At 66.9% G+C, this 20,493-nt stretch carries 16 protein-coding genes; 10 read left to right on the top strand and 6 right to left on the bottom strand.

Annotation, left to right across the window (positions count from 1 at the left end):
* Nucleotides 1-15: 15 nt before the first annotated feature.
* From G432_RS06550 to G432_RS06530, 5 genes are all read right to left on the bottom strand, one after another.
* Nucleotides 16-507 (bottom strand): tyrosine-type recombinase/integrase, encoded by a 492-nt coding sequence (locus tag G432_RS06550; protein WP_015458039.1) that lies wholly within the window; start codon nucleotides 505-507, stop codon nucleotides 16-18.
* A gap of 231 nt (nucleotides 508-738) precedes the next feature.
* Nucleotides 739-933, bottom strand: a complete 195-nt coding sequence (locus G432_RS06545) for a helix-turn-helix transcriptional regulator (RefSeq protein WP_015458038.1) — start codon at nucleotides 931-933, stop codon at nucleotides 739-741.
* Nucleotides 934-1,162: 229 nt separating this feature from the next.
* A complete protein-coding gene (locus G432_RS06540) occupies nucleotides 1,163-2,020 on the bottom strand; it encodes an SMP-30/gluconolactonase/LRE family protein (protein ID WP_015458037.1) in 858 nt (285 codons plus the stop codon).
* Nucleotides 2,021-2,046: 26 nt separating this feature from the next.
* Nucleotides 2,047-3,843 (bottom strand): IlvD/Edd family dehydratase, encoded by a 1,797-nt coding sequence (locus G432_RS06535; RefSeq protein ID WP_015458036.1) that lies wholly within the window; start codon nucleotides 3,841-3,843, stop codon nucleotides 2,047-2,049.
* A gap of 11 nt (nucleotides 3,844-3,854) precedes the next feature.
* Nucleotides 3,855-4,958: an aldose epimerase family protein gene (locus tag G432_RS06530; RefSeq protein WP_443024290.1), complete on the bottom strand. Its 1,104-nt coding sequence runs from the start codon at nucleotides 4,956-4,958 to the stop codon at nucleotides 3,855-3,857.
* Between the two features lie 175 nt (nucleotides 4,959-5,133).
* Here G432_RS06530 and G432_RS06525 point away from each other — a divergent pair, with 175 nt between their 5' ends.
* Nucleotides 5,134-6,444 (top strand): sugar MFS transporter, encoded by a 1,311-nt coding sequence (locus G432_RS06525; protein WP_015458034.1) that lies wholly within the window; start codon nucleotides 5,134-5,136, stop codon nucleotides 6,442-6,444.
* A 94-nt stretch (nucleotides 6,445-6,538) separates the two neighbouring features.
* On the opposite strand, the gene G432_RS06520 is transcribed toward G432_RS06525, so the two are convergent.
* Nucleotides 6,539-7,300, bottom strand: coding sequence for a FadR/GntR family transcriptional regulator (locus G432_RS06520; protein WP_015458033.1), 762 nt, complete (start codon nucleotides 7,298-7,300; stop codon nucleotides 6,539-6,541).
* Between the two features lie 107 nt (nucleotides 7,301-7,407).
* Here G432_RS06520 and G432_RS06515 point away from each other — a divergent pair, with 107 nt between their 5' ends.
* The 9 genes from G432_RS06515 to G432_RS24050 all read left to right on the top strand — a co-directional run bounded on the left by G432_RS06515 (nucleotide 7,408) and on the right by G432_RS24050 (nucleotide 20,475).
* Nucleotides 7,408-8,976: an aldehyde dehydrogenase (NADP(+)) gene (locus tag G432_RS06515; RefSeq protein ID WP_015458032.1), complete on the top strand. Its 1,569-nt coding sequence runs from the start codon at nucleotides 7,408-7,410 to the stop codon at nucleotides 8,974-8,976.
* A gap of 92 nt (nucleotides 8,977-9,068) precedes the next feature.
* Nucleotides 9,069-10,061 carry an AraD1 family protein gene (araD1, locus tag G432_RS06510; protein WP_015458031.1) on the top strand — a complete coding sequence of 331 codons (993 nt, stop codon included), beginning with the start codon at nucleotides 9,069-9,071 and terminating at the stop codon, nucleotides 10,059-10,061.
* Nucleotides 10,062-10,063: 2 nt separating this feature from the next.
* Entirely contained in the window at nucleotides 10,064-10,990 is a 927-nt protein-coding gene (locus G432_RS06505; protein ID WP_015458030.1) for a Gfo/Idh/MocA family protein, read from the top strand.
* A 20-nt stretch (nucleotides 10,991-11,010) separates the two neighbouring features.
* A complete protein-coding gene (locus tag G432_RS06500) occupies nucleotides 11,011-12,579 on the top strand; it encodes an alpha-N-arabinofuranosidase (protein WP_015458029.1) in 1,569 nt (522 codons plus the stop codon).
* 58 nt (nucleotides 12,580-12,637) lie between these two features.
* A complete protein-coding gene (locus tag G432_RS06495; protein WP_015458028.1) occupies nucleotides 12,638-13,684 on the top strand; it encodes an arabinan endo-1,5-alpha-L-arabinosidase in 1,047 nt (348 codons plus the stop codon).
* Nucleotides 13,685-13,763: 79 nt separating this feature from the next.
* On the top strand, nucleotides 13,764-15,185 hold the full coding sequence (locus G432_RS06490) for a family 43 glycosylhydrolase (protein WP_015458027.1): 1,422 nt from the start codon (nucleotides 13,764-13,766) through the stop codon (nucleotides 15,183-15,185).
* A 318-nt stretch (nucleotides 15,186-15,503) separates the two neighbouring features.
* Nucleotides 15,504-18,365 (top strand): TonB-dependent receptor, encoded by a 2,862-nt coding sequence (locus G432_RS06485; protein WP_015458026.1) that lies wholly within the window; start codon nucleotides 15,504-15,506, stop codon nucleotides 18,363-18,365.
* Between the two features lie 116 nt (nucleotides 18,366-18,481).
* The gene (locus G432_RS06480; protein ID WP_236626866.1) at nucleotides 18,482-19,891 is read left to right on the top strand and encodes an MGH1-like glycoside hydrolase domain-containing protein; all 1,410 of its coding nucleotides are present in this window, start codon (nucleotides 18,482-18,484) and stop codon (nucleotides 19,889-19,891) included.
* Nucleotides 19,888-20,475, top strand: coding sequence for a discoidin domain-containing protein (locus G432_RS24050; protein ID WP_236626865.1), 588 nt, complete (start codon nucleotides 19,888-19,890; stop codon nucleotides 20,473-20,475). Before G432_RS06480 ends, G432_RS24050 begins: the two co-directional genes overlap by 4 nt.
* The last annotated feature ends 18 nt before the right edge of the window (nucleotides 20,476-20,493 follow it).

Raw genomic sequence — 20,493 nt, 5'->3', positions numbered from 1 at the left:
CTCTATATTTTCTTTTCATTGTAAATGGTTATCGCTATTTTTGGCTAACCCGGAGATTGGGTTCGCTATTTCCCATTCGATCAATGCGGCCATCGCCTTGTCGGCGCGCAGCTTCTGATTGGCCGCCTCCGCATAATGGGAAACCTCTGGGTCGGTGACGTGGCCGGTGATAGACTTGATGAGTTGATTGCTCAGGCCAAGCTCCGCCATCTGCCTCGTCGCGGCCTTACGCAGGCCATGTGCGGAACAGTGCTTCAGGCCCGCCTCGTCGCATCGATCGCGGAACCAGTTTCCAAAACCGTTGGCAGTGCATGGCCGCCCATATTGGGTGACGAGAAATTCAAGATGGTCGGCCGGCACGGCGGTGATGGCCTGGGCCAGCCTGGGGTGGATCGGTATCCATAACTCGGCGCGCGTCTTGAGTTGCACGACCTTGATGCGCCCACCGCCGACATGCTGCCGCCCCATTCGCACCATGTCCGATCGCCGCTGACTGGTGTAGAGCAATCACCACCGGTTGGCGTAGCAGTCGTCGCACCGTGCCAACTTGTCGCGCGTCCTTAATCGTTCTTCGCGGCAGTCCGGGCAGCTCAGGTTGCGTATAAAGTTACGAAGCCGATGCACTATACTGATTTTCGAAGCCATGGATACTCCCCCGCCGCGTTCTATTCAGCAGAGGGTCGTTAGGCGCAAGATGTCGGACGATGAAAAAGCGGACAGTGAATGCTGGCGGACGCTTCACGCTCGACCATGTTCGACATGGTCGGGATGGGCGGCGATCCAGCGGGCCGCCAGCGCCGTGCGCCGCGCGATCGGTTCCTGATCGCGCTCCATCAGCCCGATCGTTTCCCGACTCATGCCGATCGCCTCGGCAAACTCGGCCTGGGACATTCCTGCCGTCTTTCGCAGGGCCTTCAGTTCGGCGCCTTGCATGTGGATACCCCGCTTATAGCCGAAGCGCAGTTCGCGTTAGAAAAGGCAAAAACCGATTCACCAAAATCGGCATATTCTCCATCGGCGTTGATTATAGACAAGTTATCAGTCTCATTGGCTATTGATACCCGGCCGTTCCCCATTTTGGGCTGGAAAGCTTGGACGATCGCGATGATCGGCTATCGGGGCCTGCCCGGATCGGCGCCGGATCGCGGCCGCCGTCGTCGATTCAGCCGGGGAAGATGCCGGTGGGCAGGCCGCGCGTGCCGCAGTCGATCTCGTAGAGCGCGCCGTCATGCTCGGTCGGGGCGAGGCCGGTCGCGGCCGTCGTCACGAACATGCGGTCGAGGCCGGCGCCGGCGAAGGTGATGTTGGTGACCTGGCGTGCCGGCAGCGTCACCGTGCGCACCTGTTCGCCATCGGGCGAGAAGCGGCTGATCCGTCCGCCGCCCCAGTGGGCGACCCAGATATGCCCGTCCGCATCGACGGTCATGCCGTCCGGATAGCCGTCCGCCTCGGCGAAACGGACGAAGGGCCGGCGATCGGCGATCGCGCCGTCCGCATCCAGGGCGAAGCGGTAGATGACGCGCCGCGCCGTATCCGAATGGTAGAGCCAGCGGCCGCAATGCGAGAAAGCGGGGCCGTTGGGCACGCGATAGCCTTCGTCCATCCGTGTCCAGCGGCGATCGGGATCGAGGCGGTAGAGCGATCCCGTATCCTGCGCCTCGGCCATGTCCATCGTGCCGCACCAGATGCGGCCCTGGGCATCGGCCTTGCCGTCGTTCATCCGGTTGCCGGGCAGATGCGGCTCCGGATCGGCGATCGGGCGGATCGCGATGGGATCGAGGTCGATCTCGGCGAAGCCGCTCCGGAAACCGCCGATGAAGCCGCCGCCGGCGCGCTCCACCACCCAGCCCAGCGGCTCGGGCATCGGCCAGCGGCGGATCTCGCTTGTATCCAGCGCCAGCCGGTTGAGCGTAGGCGCGAGGATATCCACCCAATAGACGGCATTGTCCCGCGCCGACCACAAGGTGCCTTCGCCCAGTTCGTCGCGCACGTCGCGCCCGATGATCGTCCATTCCGCCATGGCGGCTCCGCCCCTTGCGCGTCGGCTCAGTGATTGTCGCGCGGCAGGCCCCGGGTCTGGGCGATGCGCTGATATTTCTCCGCCCCTTCCAGGATCGCGCCGGTATCCATCTGGCCGACGATCTTGCGCTGTATCTCCTGCCACGGCGTCTGCGAGGCGGGATAGGCATAGCCGCCCGCCGCTTCCAGCGCCTTGCGGCGATCGGCCAGCTCCGCGTCGGATATCAGCACGTCCACCCGGCCCCTGCGCAGGTCGAGGCGCACCCTGTCCCCCGTCCTGAGGAGGGCCAGGCCGCCATTGGCCGCGGCCTCCGGGCTGGCGTTGAGGATGGAGGGGCTGCCGCTGGTGCCGGATTGCCGGCCGTCGCCGATGCACGGCAGCGCGCTGACGCCTTCGGTGATGAGGTAGGCGGGCGGCCGCATGTTCACCACCTCCGCCGCGCCCGGATAGCCGATCGGCCCCGCGCCGCGCATGAACAGCAGCGTCTGCGGCGTGATGCCGAGCGACGGATCGTCGATGCGGTGGTGATAATCCTCCGGCCCGTCGAACACGACCGCCGGCCCTTCGAACGCATCGGGATCGTCCGGGTTGGAGAGGTAGCGGTCGCGGAATTCGGGGCTGATCACGCTCGTCTTCATGATCGCGGCGTCGAACAGGTTGCCGGTGAGGACGAGGAAGCCGGCTTCCTCCTTCAGCGGCTGATCGAAGGGGCGGATGACGCGTTCGTCCTCGATCGTCGCGTCGCGGCAATTATCGCCAATCGTCCGGCCGTTCACCGTCATCGCGGCTTCGCGGATCAGCCCCTGGCCCATCAGCTGGGCGACCACCGCCGGGACGCCGCCCGCGCGATAATAATCCTCGCCCAAATATTCGCCGGCGGGCTGGAGGTTGACGAGCAGCGGCACCTTATGCCCTTCCGTCTCCCAATCCTTCAGCGGCAGGTCCACGCCGATATGGCGGGCGATCGCGGCGAGGTGGATCGGCGCGTTGGTCGATCCGCCGATCGCCGAATTGACGACGATGGCGTTGTGGAAGGCGTCCAGGGTCAGGATGTCGGAGGGCTTCAGGTCCTCGGCCACCATTTCGACGATGCGCTTGCCGGTCAGATACGCCACTTCCTGCCGGTCGCGATAGGGCGCCGGGATGGCCGCCGATCCGGGCAGCATCATGCCCAGTGCCTCGGCCAGGCTGTTCATCGTCGTCGCGGTGCCCATGGTGTTGCAATAGCCGGTCGATGGCGCGGACGAGGCGACGAGCTTGATGAAGCCGGCATTGTCGATCTGGCCGGCGGCCAGCATCTGCCGCGCCTTCCACACGATCGTGCCCGAACCCGTCCGTTCGCCCTTGTGCCAGCCGTTCAGCATCGGGCCGACCGAAAGCGCGATGGCGGGGATGTTCACCGTCGCCGCCGCCATCAGGCAGGCGGGCGTCGTCTTGTCGCAACCGGTGGTCAGCACCACGCCATCGATCGGATAGCCGTAGATCGCCTCGACCAGACCCAGATAGGCGAGGTTGCGATCGAGCCCCGCCGTCGGCCGCTTGCCGGTTTCCTGGATCGGGTGAACCGGGAATTCCAGGGCGATGCCGCCCGCTTCGCGAATGCCCTCGCGGATGCGTTCGGCCAGCACCAGATGATGGCGGTTGCAGGGGGAAAGATCGCTGCCCGTCTGGGCGATGCCGATGATCGGCTTGCCCGAGCGCAATTCCTCCAGGCTGAGGCCGAAGTTCAGATACCGCTCCAGATAGAGGGCGGTCATGTCGATATTGTCGGGGTTGTCGAACCAGGCGCGCGAACGGAGCTTGGGCGGTGCGGTGTCGGTCATCGTTTATCCGTTCAACGGGTCGTGGACAGGCGGTAGATCATTACGTGCCGGTAAGGCTTGCCGGGATCGACGCGCGCGGAGATGAAGCCCGGCTGGTTCGGGGCATCGGGGAATTTCTGCGGCTCGAGCGCGATGCCGTCGCCCATGCGGTAGAGATGCCCCTGCTTGCCGACGAACGTGCCGTCGAGGAAGTTGCCGGTGTAGAACTGCACGCCCGGCTCGGTGCTGAGCACTTCGAGCACGCGGCCCGAGGATGGGTCCTCCAGCCTGGCGACCAGCTCCGGCGATCGGGTGAGGCCCTTGTCGAGCGCGAAATTATGGTCGTAGCCCTGGCCGAAGCGGATCTGCTCGTCGCGCCCGTCGCGAATGCCGTCCGCGATGCGGCGGGGCGCGCGGAAATCGAACACGGTGCCTTCCACCGGCCGCAGCTCGCCCGTGGGGATGAGGCTGGCGTTGACCGGCGTATAGGCCTTCGCCGGGATGGTCAGCAGATGGCCGGTGGCGCCTTCGGGCGATCCCTCGCCCGCGAGGTTGAAGATCGCGTGGTTCGTCATGTTGACGATGGTGGGTTTGTCCGTCTTCGCCTCGAACGCGATGGTGAGCGCGCCGGCCTCGTCGAGCGAATAGGTGACGGTGGCGTCGAGCTTGCCGGGATAGCCGGCGTCGCCGTCCGGGCTGGTATGCGCGAGCACCAGCGTGGCGACCGGCCCGCTCTTGGCCGAGACGACCTTCCAGGCGACCTTGTCGAAGCCCTTGCCGCCGCCGTGCAGCGAATTGGTCTTGTCGTTGAGGGGCAATTGGTAGGACTTGCCGTCGAGCGCGAAGCGGCCGCCGGCGATGCGGTTGGCATAGCGGCCCACCGTCACGCCGAAATAATTGGGATGGTCCACATAGGAGGCGAGATCGTCATAGCCGAGCACCACGTCCGCCGGCTTGCCGGCGCGATCGGGGCCCACCAGCGATTGCAGGGTGGCGCCGTAGGTGAGGACGGTGGCGGCGACGCCGTGGCCGTTCTTCAGCGTGATCGCCTCGATCGCGGTCCCGTCGCCGAGCGTGCCGGCCGGCGCGCGGCTGATTTCGGCCGCGTTCGCCGTCGCCGTGCCCGTCGCCAGCATCGCCGCCAGGCAACCCAACGCCGTCCCCGCCTTGCCCCGCCTTTGCATTCTCGTCCTCCCGGATTATGCGCGCCCATTGACGCATGCTTGCGGCACATATAGTCCGACAAAATAAACAAGCGCAACCCGTGACGGCAATGAACGCAGGCGGGGATCAACTTTGGAGAAGGGTGGCATGGCCGCACCGATAATCACCACCGCAACACCGGCCGGAGAGCCGGGACAGGAGGGCGCAAGCTACGGCCCGGCGCTCACCTTGCTGGCCAGCCTCTTCTTCATGTGGGGCTTCATCACGGTCATCAACAATACGCTGCTGCCGCATCTGCGCAGCGTGTTCGACCTCAGCTATACCCAGACAACAATCATCGAATCCGTCTGGTTCATCGCCTATTTCGTCGCCTCGATCCCGGCGGCGAAGCTGATCGAGCGGATCGGCTACAAGAAGTCGCTGGTCGTCGGCCTCTGCATCATGGCGGCCGGCGCGCTCGGCATGATCCCGGCGGCGCGCATCCCCTCCTATGGCGTCACGCTCGTCGCGCTTTTCGTGATCGCGTGCGGCATCACGCTGCTGCAGGTCGCGGCCAACCCCTATGTCGCCGTGGTCGGCAAGCCGGAAACCGCGTCATCGCGCCTCAACCTGGTGCAGGCGTTCAATTCCTTCGGCACCACGCTGGCGCCGCTGTTCGGCGGCTATCTGATCCTGGGCCGTTCGGCATCGGGCACGGCGGAGGGCGGGGCATCGGTGCTCACCCAGGCGGAACGGCTGGCGGACGCCCAGTCGGTCCAGCTTCCCTATCTGATCGTGGCGGTGGTGCTCGTCATCCTCGCCATCGTCATCGCCCGTTTCCCGCTGCCCGCCATGGGCAGCGCCACCCGGCGCGCGGCCAAGGAGGAGCGCCGGCAGCATTCGCTGTGGCGGCATCGCAACCTCGTGCTCGGCGTGCCGGCGATCTTCATCTATCTGATTGCCGAAATTGGCGTTTCCAACCTGTTCATCAATTTCGTGTCGCAGCCGCAGATCGGCAATCTCACCCATGAGCAGGCGTCGCATTACCTGTTCCTGCTGTGGGGCGGGATGATGGTGGGCCGCTTCATCGGCAGCTTCGCGATGCGCAACGTCGCGCCGGAACGCGCGCTGGCCGTCGCCAGCATCGGCGCCTTCGTCGTGATCCTGACGGCGGCGTCCACCACCGGCCATGTCGCGATGTGGGCGCTGATCTCGGTGGGGCTGTTCCATTCGATCATGTTCCCGACCATCTTCACGCTGGGCATTCGCGGCCTCGGCCCGCTGACCGAGGAGGGATCCGGCCTGCTGGTGATGGCGATCGCCGGCGGCGCGCTGGTGGTCGTGCAGGGCTGGCTGGCGGACAATTACGGCCTGCAGACCTCGTTCCTGCTGACCGCCGCCTGCGAGCTTTACGTCCTCTTTTACGCGCTGTGGGGTTCGCGCCCCACCCACGCGCTGCCCGATCAGCAGATCGGCTGAATTCCCGCCGCCGGCCCGCCAGCCGGCCAAGGGAAAAGGCCCCGCTTCCCTGGTGGAGGCGGGGCCTTCTTGATTCCGGGACGGGCGAATGAAGTCAGTCCTGCATGGAGCTGCGCGTATCCTCCAGCGCCAGATCGACCAGCGCGCGCATCGCATCGCTGGCCGCATCGGCATCGCCGGCGGCGATCGCGTCATAGACGCGGACGTGATCGGGAATCGGGTTGCGGGGGAGGGCGCGGGCGCGCTGCTTGAACTGGGTGGTCCAGTTCACCGCCGCGCCGATGCTGGCGGCGAGCGCCATCAGCGCGTCATTATGCGTGGCGCGCAGGATGGCGTTGTGGAAATCGCGGTCGGCGGCGCGCCCGGCCTCGGTGGCGACGGTGTGCCGCCGCATGGCCGCAAGCGCCTCCTTCATCACCTTGATGTCGGATTTGTCGCGACGTTCGGCCGCCAGCCGCGCCGCCGCGGGCTCGACGATCGAACGCAGCTCGAACAGGTTGCGGATGAACTCGACGTCCGGCTCCCCGGCGAAGGCCCAGGCCAGCACGTCCGGGTCGAGGAGGTTCCAGCGGTTGCGGGGCAGCACGCGCGTGCCCGCCTTGGGGCGGCTTTCGACCAGGCCCTTGGCGGTCAGCACCTGCACCGCCTCGCGATAGGCGCTGCGGGAGATTTCCAGCTCCTCGGCAAAGGCCACCTCGCCCGACAGCGTATCGCCGGGCGCATATTTGCCGGACAGGATCGCCGTGCCCAGCTTGTGCGCCACGGCGCCATGCAGCCGCCGGCCGGGGCCGCGCGTGCTGGCCGCCGGTTTCGCCTCGTCCGCGCCCTTGTCATTCCCCACTTTGGCGTTCCCCATGAATTGCCCCTCCGGCCCGACAATTAACAGCGGCATGCCGATGACGAAACGGCAAACATTGCCATCGCCGTTTCGCTGTAATATGTCGGAGTAATAAGGAGACGCAAATGACCGGTGCAGCCATCTCGTCCGACCGCGCGGAAAGCGGCGGATTCCGTTCCGTTGCCGCTGAGACGGGGCAACCCGAAGGGGAGGCTTTTCCGGTCCATGGCCCCGCCGACGTGGCGGCCGCCTGCGCCGCCGCCGAAGCCGCCTTCGATATCTATCGCGCGACGGGCCGGGAAGAGCGCGCCGCCTTCCTCGAACGAATCGCCGACGAGATCATGGGCATCGGCGACGATCTGATCGTCGCCGCGATGCGCGAAAGCGGCCTGCCGCGCGCCCGGCTGGAGGGCGAGCGCGGCCGCACCACCGGCCAGCTCCGCCTGTTCGCCAATGTCGTGCGCGCGGGCGCGTGGCTCGGCCTGCGCATCGATCCGGCCCTGCCCGATCGCCAGCCGCTGCCGCGCCCGGATATCCGCCTGCGCATGATCCCGCTGGGGCCGGTGGCCGTGTTCGGCGCGTCCAACTTCCCGCTCGCTTTCTCCACGGCGGGCGGCGATACCGCCTCGGCGCTGGCCGCCGGCTGCCCGGTGGTGGTGAAGGGGCATCCCGCCCATCCCGAGACCGGCGCGCTCGTCGCTGCCGCCATCGCCCGCGCCGTCGCGGCCTCCGGCTTGCCGGAAGGCGTGTTCTCGCACCTCGTCGGCCCCGGCAATGATCTGGGCGCGGCGCTGGTGCAGGATCCGCGCATCGCCGCCGTGGGCTTCACCGGATCGCGCGGCGGCGGCCTGGCGCTGATGAAGCTGGCGCAGGCGCGGCCGGTGCCGATCCCGGTCTATGCGGAAATGTCCAGCATCAACCCCGTCCTGCTGCTGCCCGAGGCGCTGAAGGCGCGCGGGCAGGCGCTGGGCCAGGCCTTTGTCGGCTCGCTGACCATGGGCGCGGGGCAATTCTGCACCAATCCCGGCCTGATTCTGGCGATCGAGGGCGAGGGGCTGGATGCCTTCGTCGCCGCCGCCACGGAAGGGGTGGGCGGCGCGGATGCGCAGGTGATGCTGACGACCGGCATCCACGACGCCTTCGAAAAGGGCACGGCGGCACTTGCCGGCAACGGCAGCGTGGAGACGCTGGCGCGGGGCAGGGAAGGCAATGGCTGCACGCGCGGCCAGGCCGCCTTGTTCCAGACGACGGCATCCGCCTTCCTGGCGGACAAGGCGCTGGGCCACGAGGTGTTCGGCGCGTCCTCGATCATCGTCCGCTGCCGCGACGAGGCGGAGCTTCGCACGGTGCTCGCGGGCCTGGAAGGGCAGCTTACCGCCACGCTCCACATGGATGCGGCGGACGAGGCGATCGCGTCCCGCCTGCTGCCGCTGCTGGAACGCAAGGTCGGCCGCATCCTCGCCAATGGCTGGCCCACGGGCGTCGAGGTCTGCCATGCGATGGTCCATGGCGGGCCGTTCCCGGCGACGTCGGATGCGCGCACCACCTCGGTCGGCAGCCTGGCGATCGATCGCTTCCTGCGGCCGGTGTCCTACCAGAATCTGGCGCAGGCGCTGCTGCCGGCCGAGCTTGGCGACGCGGCGGCGGGCGATGGCGTGCCGCGCCTCGTCGATGGCGTGCTCACCACCGGCTGACCGGATCGGCGGGCGGGCGCCTTCCGCGCGCCTGCCCGCATCGCAGATGTGACGGCGTCCGCAACGGCGGCGCCCTGAAGGGAGAGTTTTTCATGGCATTTCGTCTGCTGCAGCATTGCAGCGCTGAAGGCGTGCGTTCGGTGATCGCCGCGCGCGGCGCTGCTGCCGCCTTCGTTCCCGGCGCCACCAGCATCCACGCGCTGGCGCTGCGCGCGATCGGGGAGGGCAGGAGCCTTGCCGATATCGTCGCCGCGCTCGGCACCGGCGACGCGGTGGACATCGCGGCGGAACTGGCGGCCGGCCGCCTGCTTTCGCCGATCGACCATGAAGATCCCGCCCACCTGATCCTGAGCGGCACGGGCCTCACCCATCTCGGTTCGGCCGAGGGGCGGGACAAGATGCACCGCGAGGCCGCTGCCGCCGCCACCAAGACCGATTCCATGCGGATGTTCCTGGAAGGGCTGGAAGGCGGCAAGCCCGCGCCCGGCGAGACCGGCCAGCAGCCCGAATGGTTCTACAAGGGCGACGGCTCCCAGCTCGTCGGCCCCGGAGACGCGCTGACCATGCCGGCCTTCGCGCAGGATGGCGGCGAGGAGCCGGAGCTGGCCGGCATCTACATCATCGGCCCGGATGGCACGCCGTTCCGCCTCGGCCTCTGCCTCGCCAACGAATTTAGCGATCATGTGACCGAACGGCACAATTATCTGTGGCTGGCCCATTCCAAGCTGCGGCAGGCGGCCCTGGGGCCGGAGCTGCTGGTTGGCGATCTGCCCGATAATGTGGCCGGCGCCAGCCGCATCCTGCGCGATGGCGAGACGCTGTGGGAAAAGCCCTTCCTGTCGGGCGAGGCGAACATGTCGCACAGCTTCGCCAATCTGGAGGCGCATCACTTCAAATATGATCTGTTCCGCCGCCCCGGCGACATTCACGTCCATTTCTACGGCACGGCCACCCTTTCGTTCACCGATGGCGTGCGCACCCGGGAAGGCGACGTGTTCGAGATCGCGGCCGCCCCCTTCACCCTGCCGCTGCGCAACCCGCTGGCGCGCGCCGGCGAGGCGACCGTCACGGTGAAGGCGCTTTGAACATGGACCCCATTCGCATCGCCGTCGTCGGCATGGGCAAGATCGCGCGCGACCAGCATCTGCCCGCGATCGCCGGCAACGGCGCCTTCAGCCTGGCCGCCACCGTCAGCCCGCACGATCCCGGCATGGCCGGCATCCCGCACCATCGCGGGCTGGAGGCGCTGCTGGAGGAAGGGCCGGCGGTGGACGCGGTCGCGCTCTGCACGCCGCCGCAGGTCCGCTACGATCTCGCCGCCATGGCGCTGAAGCGTGGCATCCACGTGTTCCTGGAAAAGCCGCCGGGCGCGACGCTGGCCGAGGTGGCGGCGCTCAGCGCGCGGGCCGACAAGGTGGGCGCCACCCTGTTCGCCGGCTGGCATTCGCGCTTCGCCGCCGGTGTCGCCCCGGCGCGCGCATGGCTTGCCGAACGCACGGTGGAGCGGGTTTCGGTCGTCTGGCGGGAGGATGTCCGCGTGTGGCATCCCGGCCAGGCCTGGATCTGGGAACCGGGCGGCCTGGGGGTGTTCGATCCCGGCATCAATGCGCTGTCGATCATCACCCACATCCTGCCGCGCCCCTTCTTCCTGAAATCGGCCACGCTGGTGCTGCCCGAAAACCGGGCGGCGCCGATCGCGGCGGACCTCGAATTCCGCGACACCGCCGGCGCGCCGATCAGCATGGACCTCGACTGGCGCCAGACCGGCCCGCAGAGCTGGGACATCATCGTCGAAACCGATGCCGGCACGCTGAAGCTTTCCAACGGCGGCGCGGTGCTATCGATCCCGAGCGGCACCGAACATAGCGAGGATCACGAATATTCCGGCCTCTATGGCCGCTTCGCCACGCTGATCCGCGGCGGCCGCAGCGATGTCGATACCGATCCGCTGCGCCTGGTGGCCGATGCCTTCCTGCGCGGCCGGCGCGAGATCACCGAACCGTTCCACGATTGAGAATAGAAGGGGGAGAGGAAATGATAGGAACCCTGCGCCGCGCCGCCACCGCGCTGCTGCTGTCCGCCACCGCCATCGCCGCCGCCACGGCCGGCCATGCCGAAGCGGTGAAGCCCGTGACCGTCACGGTCGCGGCGGACAAGCCCGGCCCGGTCTATGACCGCCGCATCTTCACCCAGTTTGCCGAGCATCTCGGCAACGGCATCTATGGTGGCCTGTGGGTGGGCAACGACAAGTCGATCCCCAACACCAACGGCTTCCGCAACGATGTGGTCGCCGCGCTCCGCAACCTCAGCGTGCCCGTGATCCGCTGGCCGGGCGGCTGTTTCGCCGATGAATATCACTGGCGCGAGGGCATCGGCCCGAAGGCCAAGCGGCCGGTGAAGGTGAATACCCATTGGGGCGGGGTGACGGAGCCCAACAGCGTCGGCACGCATGAATTTTTCGAGCTGCTCCGCCAGGTCGGCGCCGAGGCCTATATCGCCGGCAATGTCGGCAACGGCACGCCGCAGGAAATGGCCGAGTGGGTGGAATATATGACCGCGCCGGCCGGCAGCCTTGCGGACGAGCGCGCCAGGAACGGCCATAAGGAGCCGTGGAAGGTCCCCTATTTCGGGGTGGGCAACGAATTGTGGGGCTGCGGCGGCAATATGCGGCCCGAATATGCGGCGGACGTCACCCGCCGCTACGCCACCTTCATCAAGGCCCCCGCCGGCACGCGGATCATGAAGATCGCCGCGGGCGCCAATGTCGACGACTATAACTGGACGGAGACGATGATGCGCGTCGCCGGCAGCCAGCTCGACGCGCTTTCGCTCCATTATTACGTCCACCCCGCCGGTGGCTGGCCGCCGCGCGCGCCGGCCGTCGACTTCGACGAATCCGGCTGGGCCGATGCGCTGGCCGGCGCGCTGCACATGGAGGATCTGATCGCCAGGCACACCGCGATCATGGACAAATATGATCCGCAGAAGCGCGTGTGGCTGGCCGTCGATGAATGGGGCGCCTGGTATGCCCAGGATCCAGGCACGCATCCCGGCTTCCTGCGCCAGCAGAACACGCTGCGCGATGCGCTGATCGCGTCGATCCACCTGGATATCTTCGCCAGGCATGCCGATCGCGTGAAGATGACCGCCATCGCCCAGATGGTGAACGTGCTGCAGGCGATGATCCTGACCGAAGGCAACAAGATGGTGCTGACCCCCACCTATCATGTCTTCGAGATGTACAAGCCCTATCAGGACGCCACCGTGCTGCCGGTCAGCATCGATGCGCCCTGGTATGCCAAGGACAAGTGGACGATGCCGGCCGTCAGCGGATCGGCGGTGCGCGCCAGGGACGGCAAGGTCCATGTCGGCCTGTCCAACCTCGATCCCAACCAGCCCCACACGGTGACGGTGAAGTTCGACGGCCTGGCCGCGCAGGGCGTTTCCGGCCGCATCCTCACCGCGCCGGCGATCAATTCGCACAACAGCTTCGACGCGCCCGATGTGGTGCGTCCGGCCGCCTTCACCGGCGCCCGGATCGAAGGCCGCGTGCTGACCGTCGATCTGCCGGCCAAGTCGGTGGTGATGCTCGACCTGCAATGAACGGCCGCCGGCCGGGCGCACCGGCCGGCAAGCCCCATCGCCTATCGGGGAGGAGAGGATGAGGAAGTTCGCGACAGCGGCGCTGGCGGCGGCGGGCATCGCCGCGCTGGCGCTAAGCGGGGCCGCCCCGGCGCAGCAGGCCGAGGCCGAGGGCGGGGAGGCGACGCTCAACAGCCGGCTGACCGGCGATCTGGTGCCGACGCATGATCCGGTGATCATCCGCGAAGGCGATACCTATCATGTCTTCGGCACCGGCAATGGCGGCCGCTACATCGAAACCCGCACCTCGCGGGATCTGGTCCACTGGACGGCGGGCGCCCCGCTGTTCGATACCATCCCGGCCTGGGCGAAGGCGGCGGTGCCGGGCACCGACGGCATGTGGGCGCCGGACATCAGCCATGTGAACGGCCGCTACCGGCTTTATTATTCGGTCTCCACCTTCGGATCGAACCGCTCCGCCATCGGCCTGTTCACCAGCCCGACGCTCGATCCCAAGGCGCCCGGCTATGGCTGGCGGGACGAGGGGCTGGTGGTGATGTCCACGCCGGCCGACGACTTCAACGCCATCGATCCCAATTTCATCATCGATCGGGAGGGGCGGCACTGGCTGTCCTTCGGCAGCTTCTGGAGCGGCATCAAGCTGGTCGAGCTCGATCCGAAGACGGGCAAGCCGCTGAAGCCGGATGCGAAGCCGCTGTCGATCGCCCGGCGCCCGGCACCGGCCGGCGGCCCGGCCCCGGTGGAGGCGCCCTTCATCGTCGATCATGGCGGCTATTACTGGCTGATCCTGTCCTACGATTATTGCTGCAAGGGCGTGAACAGCACCTATTACACGGTGATCGGCCGATCGAAGGCGATCACCGGCCCCTATCTGGGCAAGGACGGCAGCGCGCTGATGGAGGGCGGGGGAACGATCTTCCTGCGCGCCGACCTGCGGGAGCAGCAGCGCTTCCGCGGCCCCGGCCATGCCGGCTGGCTGCATGACGCGGACGGCAGGGACTATGTCGTCTACCACGCTTATGATCGCCAGAATAAGGGCGCGCCCACGCTCAGGATCGCGCCGGTCCGCTGGGGCGCGGATGGCTGGCCGGTCGCCGAATATTGATGCGCCGGGCGGCCCGGCGCCGCCCGATGCTTTCTGATAAGCGCCGCCTTTTTCCGGGGCGGCATCGGGAGGAATGTCCATGAACCTGATCTTGTCCCGCCGTGGCTTCATCGCCGGCACGGCTGCGCTTTCCGCGGTGCCGGCGATCGCGCGCGCCGCCTCTTCGGAGGCGCCGGCCGCCGCGCCCGTGAACCCGCTGGTCCGCCAGCGCGCCGATGCGCAGGTCTTCCGCCACGAGGATGGCTGGTATTACCTGACCGGGTCGGTGCCGGAATATGACCGGCTGGTGCTGCGGCGGTCCCGCACCTTGGCGGGGCTGGCGACGGCGGAGGAGCGGGTGCTGTGGCGCCATCTTCCCAGCGGGCCGCTGTCCGGCTTCATCTGGGCGCCGGAGCTGCACCTGATCGACGGGCGCTGGATCATGTATTTCGCCGCCGGCCCCAGCGGCGGCGGCGAGGATGTGTTCCGCATCCGCACCTATGCGATCGTCTGCGACGGGCCGGACCCGATGACGGGCGGCTGGTCGGTGCTCGGCCAGTTCCAGGCGCCGTGGGACAGCTTCAACCTCGATTCCACCGTGTTCGAGCATCGCGGCACCCGCTATTTCGTATGGGCGCAGCGCGAGCCGGGGATCGAGACCAATTCCAACCTCTATATCGCGCCGCTGGCGACGCCGCTGACCCTGGCGGCGAAGCCCACGCGCCTCACCGTGCCGACGCTCGATTGGGAGGTGCGGGGCTTCAAGGTGGCCGAGGCGCCGGCCATCCTCGCCCGCAACGGGCGGCTGTTCATGACCTATTCGGCGAGCGCGACCGATGCGCGCTATTGCCTGGGCCTGCTCACCGCCGATGCCGATGCGGATATCATGGATGCCCGCGCCTGGGCGAAATCGCCCGAGCCGGTGTTCGTCACTTCGGAAGCGACCGGGGTCTATGGTCCCGGCCACAACAGCTTCACCGTCGACGAGGAAGGGCGCGACATCCTCGTCTATCACGGGCGCGATTATGAGGCGATCAGCGGCGATCCGCTGTTCGATCCCAACCGCCACACCCGTATCCAGCGGCTCTATTACCGGGCGGACGGCATGCCCGATTTCGGCATACCCGTCGGCAACGGCCCCTTGCCCGATCGGCTGTCGCCCGCCGATCGCCGGGAATCGCACCTGGCGCACGATGGCGCCCGCCTGTTCGTGGGCGAAGGGGCATTGCCCGCGACCCAGTTCCGCCAGTCGCCCGCGCGGGTCGCCGGCAGCGTCACGCTGAGCCCGATCGATATGCCGGACTATTGCATCGCCATCGGGCCGGACGGCGCGGCTCGCCTCGAAAAAGCGGGGGCGGATGCCGCTTTCCTGCGCAGGAGCAGCTTCGTCCGCCGCCCGGCTCCGGGTGGCGCGGTGCGCTTTACTCCCGTGGGCGGCGGCGATAACGCGCTCGCCCATCGCGACGGCGCGCTCGTGCTGGCGTCCGCCGGCGACGCCGCTTCCGCCTGGGTGCTGGGATAAGCGACGCATACGACTCGATAAGTCGGACTTGTGCGGTCATCCGGGCCGCATTCGGAGACTGGATCAAGCGATGATGGAGACGCGGTCGATCCCTGCGGATCGGCGCGTCTCCCGCCCTCGCCTGTCCGCCAGACGGGCGGCATATCCGCAAAATAATGAATAATAACAGTATATTGAGCGACGTGTGTCGCGCTTGCCACGCTGGCTTGCCGGGTGACATCCATTCGCAACTTTGTCCTTGCGCTGCCCCGGTGTCGGAAATAAGTAGTCGGAGTTAATAAGCGGCGCGGCAAGTCGCCGGCCGAGGGGAGGGGTGAGATGGCTTTCAAGCCGATTGTCATGTGTTCCGTGTCCATTTTCTCGCTGATGGCGGGCACTGCGGCCTATGCCCAGGTCGATGCCGCGCCGGCCGCCCAGCAGGGCGATGCCGCGAGCAATGAGGACATCGTCGTCACCGGCGTCCGCGCCTCCATCGTCGGCGCGCTCAACGTCCGCAAGGAATCGATCCAGATCGTCGACTCGATCGTCGCGGAGGACGTCGGCAAGCTGCCCGACAATAACGTCGTCGAGGCGCTCCAGCGCGTCACCGGCGTCCAGGTCACCGATCGCGGCGGCGGCGAGGCCGCGACCGTCACGATCCGCGGCCTCGCCGATCCGCTGACCACGCTCAACGGCCGCAACGTCTTCACCGCCGCCGGCCAGTCCTTCGCGCTGCAGGATGTCTCGGCCAACCTCGTCAGGCAGGTCGACGTCTACAAGACCCGGTCGGCCGACCAGATCGAGACCGGCCTTGCCGGCCAGATCGACGTCAAGACCCGCCGTCCGTTCGATTTCGACGGCTTCGCCATCTCGGGCCTGGCGCGCGGCATCTATAACGAGCAGGCCGATACCTATAATCCCAACGTCGCGCTGCTCGTCAGCGATCGCTGGGAAACCGGCATCGGCGATATCGGCGTGCTGGTGAACGGTTCGTGGAGCCGCACCAAATATCGCAACATGTCGACCACGGCCGGCGCCATGGTGCCGTTCCTGACCGACGGCAACCTGCCGGGCGTGACGACCAGCAATATGCCCGGCGCCTGCCCGCAGGGCGCGCCCTGGGTGCCCTATGAGCGCTTGCAGCCCACCGACTGCCGCGTGGTTTCGCCCACCAACCCGAACGGCAATATCTGGACGCCCGGCACCAATTCCGGCCTTCCCACGGGGGCCGGGTCCACGCTGGACATCAACGGGCAGGAAACGCCCTATGTCCTGTCGCGCGACGCGGTCTTCAGCTCGGATCTCTACGGCAAGCGCGAACGCCCGTCGGTCAACGCCGCCGTGCAGTGGGCGCCGAACAGCAGCTCCGTCTACACCGCCGAGGTCTTCTATTCCGGTTTCCGGGGCAACACCTTCAACTCGCTGCAGTTCAGCTTCGTCGACTGGTGGGGCAATCCGGGCGCGGTCGAGCTTTATGACGGCACCAACATCGTCAAGGCGCGCACCGTGGACGATGTCTACGGCTTCAACAGCGGCGATTATGCCACCAACAAGACCGACAGCTTCGTCTATGCCCTGAACGGCCAGTGGGATCTTGGCGATCGCGGCAAGATCATCGGTGACGTCGCCTACCAGACGAGCACCAACAAGACCTCGTTCATCGCGATGCGCACCGATCGCGTGGCGCAGCAGATCACGGCGGATTTCAACGCCGGCGGCGGCGTCCCCTCCTATCACTTCGACGACGATTCCCTGCTGACCGATCCCAGCGTGTGGAACGTCGCCCAGCTTTACGACAATGCCGACAAGAACAAGGGCAGCGCCGTCACGCTGACTCTGGACGGCTATTACACCTGGGACGAAGGCTTCCTACGCCGGGTCAAGGCGGGCGTGCGCTATGACGACCGCAAGGCTTCCAGCTTCACCCGCACGCAGGACGCGAACAATCTGGGCGCGCCGCTTTCGTCGCTGGGCGAGGACGCGCAGTTCACCAATTCCGGCTTCTTCGACGGCCGCGCCGACGTGCCGACCAGCTGGACGCTGGCCAACGGCTACTGGCTGCACAGCAATGCGGATTATGTGCGCGGTCTCTACGGCCTGCCGACCAGCGGCCAGCTCTCGCTCGATCGCGTCTTCGACATCGATGAAACGACGATGTCGGCCTATGTGATGGCAGACGGCGAAGTCTCGATCCTCGGCCGCCCGCTCCAGCTGGAAGGCGGCGTCCGCTTCGTCGCGGTGAGCACCAAGTCCAACTTCTTCAACCGCCTGGCGGACGGCGAACTGACCCGTGCCGGAAACTCGGCCGAGAAGTTCCTGCCGAGCTTCACCGCGCGCTACGAGATCACGCCCAGGCTGCGCCTGCGCTTCAACTATGGCGAAACGCTGCGGCGTCCGAACTTCACCGATATCAACCCGAACTATTCGCTCACCGGCGATCTCACCAATGTCGGCTATGGCAGCGGCACGGCCGGCACGGCGAACCTGAAGCCCACGCATTCGAAGAATTACGACCTCGCGCTCGAATGGTATTTCGAACGCAACAGCGCGATCTACGTCACCGGCTTCCGGCGCGAGATCAACGGCCTGGTCGTGCCGCTGACGGTGATGGAGCATATCCCGGACAACGATATCGTTGCCGGCGCGACCGACAATTTCGCGATCACCCGGCCGGTCAATGCTTCGAATGGCGTGCTGAAGGGCGTGGAAGTGGGGCTTACCTACTATCCGAACTATCTGCCCGGCATCCTCGACGGCCTCGGCTTCCAGGGCAGCCTGACGGTTCTCGATTCGAACCAGACGATCCCGGAAACGGATTCCGCCGGCAACATCACGGGCGAAACCCAGTCGCAATTCTTCAACGTGTCGAAGCTGTCGTACAACACGACGCTGGCTTACGATAAGGGGCCGTTCAACGCCCGCTTGTCCTACATCTGGCGCAAGGGCTTCCTCCACAACAACGAGGCGCGGCTCTTCGCCAACCCGATCGGCATCTGGTATAAGCCGGAATCGAGCCTCGACCTGCAGCTCACCTGGAACGTCACCGACAATATCGGCGTGACCTTCGATGCGGTGAACCTGCTCAAGTCGAAGCAGCAGAGCTACTACAAATACGGCAATGCCGGGGATTCCGAGAAGTATAATCTCGGCACCCTGTTGCTGGCGCGCACCTTCGCGCTGGGTGCCCGCTTCAGCTTCTGACCTCTGTTCCCCTGGGATGCGGCCTCTCCTTGCCGCATCCCGCATATGGCGGCCGTTCCGGGATCCCTCTCCTACGTCCCCGGGGCGGCCGCCGAATTTTCGAGCGAGGATGGCGGATGCGCGCATGGCTCCGGATGCTGCTGGCGGGCGCGGCGCTCGCTGCGACGGCGGCCGCGCCGCCCGGCCCGGCGATGGATACGCACGCCATCGCGGCGCAGCGCTTCGGCAATGATGCGCCCTGGTATGAAGGCCGCATTCCCTTCTTCGAATCCGCCGATCCGCAGATCGATGCGGTCTATTATTATCGCTGGTCGCTGTTCCGCGCCCACCAGCGCGACCTCGGCGCCGAAGGCTATATCTCCACCGAATTCCTCGACGATGTCGATTGGCAGCGCCATCCCTTCGCCAGCCTCAACGACGCCACCGGCTTCCACCTGGCGGAAGGGCGCTGGCTGAACGATCGCCGCTATGCCGGCGATTATGTGGATTTCATGTATCGCGGCGGCAACGACCGCCACTTCACCGATCATATGGCGGATTCGGTCTATGGCCGCTTCCTGGTCGATGGCGATCGCGAGGCCGCGCTGCGCCATCTGGCGGTGATGCGCCACATCTATCGCCTGTGGGACGAGAAGTTCGATTTCGCGAAGGGCCTCTATTTCGTCGAGCCGCTGCTGGACGCGACCGAATATACCGTCTCCTCGATCGATGCGTCGGGCGGGGAGGACGGGTTTCGCGGCGGCGATTCCTTCCGGCCCTCGGTCAACGCCTATATGTTCGCCAATGCCCGTGCGCTGGCGAGGCTCTCCGAAATGGCCGGCGACGAGGCGATGGCCGGCGAGTTCCGGGAGCGGGCGGACGCGCTTCGGGCGCGGGTGCTCGATGCGCTGTGGAGCCCCGATCTTGCCCATTTCATCGATCGCTACCAGGTCGATAACGATCATGTGAAATATTGGTCGCCGATCCGCAATCGCGAGCTGGTCGGCTATCTGCCCTGGATGTTCGATCTGCCGCCGGACGAGGCCCGCTATGCGGCGGCCTGGCGCCATCTGCTCGATCCCGCATCGCTGGCGGGCAAGGCGGGCATGCGCACCGTCGAGGCGTCCTACCCATATTATATGCGCCAGTATCGCTATCTGGGCAGCGCGCCGGAATGCCAGTGGAACGGCCCGGTCTGGCCTTATCAGACCACCCAGGTGCTGACGGGCATGGCCAACCTGCTGGATCATTATCGCGATCACGGCCCGGTCACGCGCAGCGACTATATGCGCCTGCTGCGCCAATATACCGCGCTTCACTATCAGGGCGCCGGGAAGGACCGCCGCCTCGATCTGGAGGAGGATTATCATCCCGAGACCGGTCGGCCGATCGTCGGGCTCGATCGCAGCCACCATTATTTCCATTCGGGCTATGTCGATCTGATCCTCACCGGCCTCGTCGGCATCCGCCCGCGCGCGGACGATATGCTGGAGGTGAACCCGCTGCTGCCGGACGCGGGCGATGCCCAGGCCCTCGCATCGCGGTGACCTGGGATCAGGACGGCAGCCATTATGGCCGTGGTCCGGGGCTGGCGCTGGAGGTCGATGGCCGGGAGGTCGCCCGGCGCGCCACGATCGGCCGCCTCGCCGTGCCGGTGCCCCGCGCTCCGGCCCCGCCTTATGCGCGTCCGGTCAACCGCGCCGTCCAGCTCGTCCGGGGCAATTTCCCCAGGGGCGAGGCATCGAGCAACACCGATCCCGAAAATGTCCATGACGCGATCGACGGGCGGCTGTGGTTCTTTCCGGAACTGCCCAACGGCTGGTCGTCCGCGCCTGCGGGGGGCGAGCAATGGTATGCCGTCGATCTCGGCAGGCCGATGCGCCTGTCGCGGGCCGAGCTCGCCTTCTTCGCCGATGGCAAGGGCTTCGACGTGCCCGAGCGTTATCGCATCCAGGCCTGGACCGGGCAGGGCTGGCGCGATCTCGCCGCGCCGGCCGGCCGGCCGGTCGCCAACGGCGTGACCCATGTCGGCTGGCCCGCCGCCGCCGTCAGCAAGGTCCGCCTCCTGATGCGCCAGCGGCCGGGCCGGGCCGTCAGGCTCGTGGAGCTGAAGCTCTACGAGCCTGATTGAGGCGCCCGCGCGGCCCGA

Origin of the sequence: Sphingomonas sp. MM-1 (genome assembly GCF_000347675.2) — a bacterium.
GTDB lineage: Bacteria > Pseudomonadota > Alphaproteobacteria > Sphingomonadales > Sphingomonadaceae > Sphingomonas_E > Sphingomonas_E fennica.
This window is presented reverse-complemented; position numbering and strand designations above follow the sequence as displayed.